This window comes from Corallococcus sp. CA041A, from assembly GCF_003612075.1.
Lineage (GTDB): Bacteria > Myxococcota > Myxococcia > Myxococcales > Myxococcaceae > Corallococcus > Corallococcus exiguus.
The window spans coordinates 1-1,562 of record NZ_RAWF01000529.1 but is presented as its reverse complement, the minus strand read 5'-3'; the positions used below and the strand labels follow the sequence as shown (position 1 = coordinate 1,562).

Annotated in this window: 1 protein-coding gene; it reads left to right on the top strand. The window is 69.2% G+C overall.

Annotated elements, in window-relative coordinates; translation table 11 throughout:
- The first annotated feature begins 47 nt into the window (after positions 1 to 47).
- Positions 48 to 1,526 carry a transposase gene (locus D7V77_RS41920; RefSeq protein ID WP_120581722.1) on the top strand — a complete coding sequence of 493 codons (1,479 nt, stop codon included), beginning with the start codon at positions 48 to 50 and terminating at the stop codon, positions 1,524 to 1,526.
- Positions 1,527 to 1,562: the final 36 nt, after the last annotated feature.

The following is a 1,562-nucleotide window of genomic DNA, read 5'->3' as shown; positions in this document are numbered from 1 at the left end:
GGAGGGTTGCGCGGAATAAGCAATCTGATGGGTCCTGTAGAAGGGAGATGACGTCAGAAGAGGGAGCCTCCTGCTCGTCTGCGGAGCAGCGGAGCAGACGCCGCGTCGCCAAGGACCCGACGCCGCGCTTCAAGGGAGCGGAGCGCGAGGTGCTTGCCGCGGCGGAGCGACTGGTGCCGCGGGAGCACCTGGCCCGGAAGGTGCGCGAGGTGGTGAAGCGCTTCGACTTGGGGCGGGTGGAGGCGGGGTACTCGGCGTTGGGGCAGAAGGGGTACGCGCCGCGCGAGTTGCTGGCGCTCTGGGTGTACGGCAGCCTCATTGGCGTGCACCAGGGCACGCAGCTGGCGCATGCGCTGCGGACGGACCTGGCGCTGCGGCTGTTGAGCGCGGGCCACTTCGTCAGCCGCTCGGTGCTCAACCGCTTCCGCGCCAGCCAGGGGCCCCTCTTCCTGGCGGCGCTGGAAGAAACCGTCCGGTGGGCCTGCCAGGAGGGCCTCATCGAGGAGCAGGCGCTGGCCGTCGATAGCGTGCGTCTGCGGGCGCACGCCAGCGGCAGCCAGGTGCGCGTGCACCGCCACTCGCTTCAGCGCCTCAAGGCCTTGGCCCAGGTGGACGCTGACGCGCTGACGCAGCAAGGGCAAAAGAAGCACCAGGAGCAGGTGCAGCGCCACCAGCAGGCCGTCCAGTTGTGCCAGGAGCGGGGGGCCGCCACCGTGGTGCTCAGCAACCCCAGCGCGGGGCTGATGCAGTTTCCCGGCAATGGGGTGCACCCGGGCCACCGGGTGACGGTGGTTTCCAGTGGGGCGCGGCAGCGACTGGTGGTGGGAGTGCTGCTGTCGGCCACGGGCAATGACAAGGGCCACTTGGAGCACGCCCTCCTGGAGGCGCGGCGCGTGCTGCACCAGGCCGGACTGCCCATGCCGGCGCGACTCCAGGTGGCCGGCGACGCGGGCTACTGGAGCGAGGAGGACTTGCGCTTCGCCACGCTCAACCGTGCCTGGGTGGATGTGCTTCTCAAGGAGTCCTCCCCGACGGGCCCGCTGGCCAACAAACCCGGCATGCTCCCGCGCGAGGCCTTTGAGTTTCAACCCTCGAAGCGAGCCGTGGTGTGTCCGGCGAGGCGCACCATGCACGGGCCCGTGCGCGATACTTCTGGCGCGTGCGAAGCCTACTTCGGCGTCGGATGCGCGGACTGCTCCTTGCGTCCGCGGTGCACAAAGGGCCTGCGCCGCAAACTCACCGTGCGCTGGGAGTACGAACGCTTTCGCCAGGCCATGCTCCTGCGCATGTCCCAACGGGGGGCCGCGGCCCGCTACAACCAGCGCATCGCCACCGTGGAGCCGGTGTTCGCCTCCGTGCAGCACGACATGCGATTCCGTCGTCTCAGCTCCCGCCACCCCAGCACCGTCCGCGCCGAAGTCCTCCTCAAACTCCTGGCCCACAACATCCGCCGGCTGCTGACACGCAGCCGGCTTTTTTGCGTCTACTTCGTGCTGGAGGCCCCTGCCTCCCTTGAGGCTCAGTAGCCAGTCAGCCTTCACCCCTATTCCGCGCAGACCTCC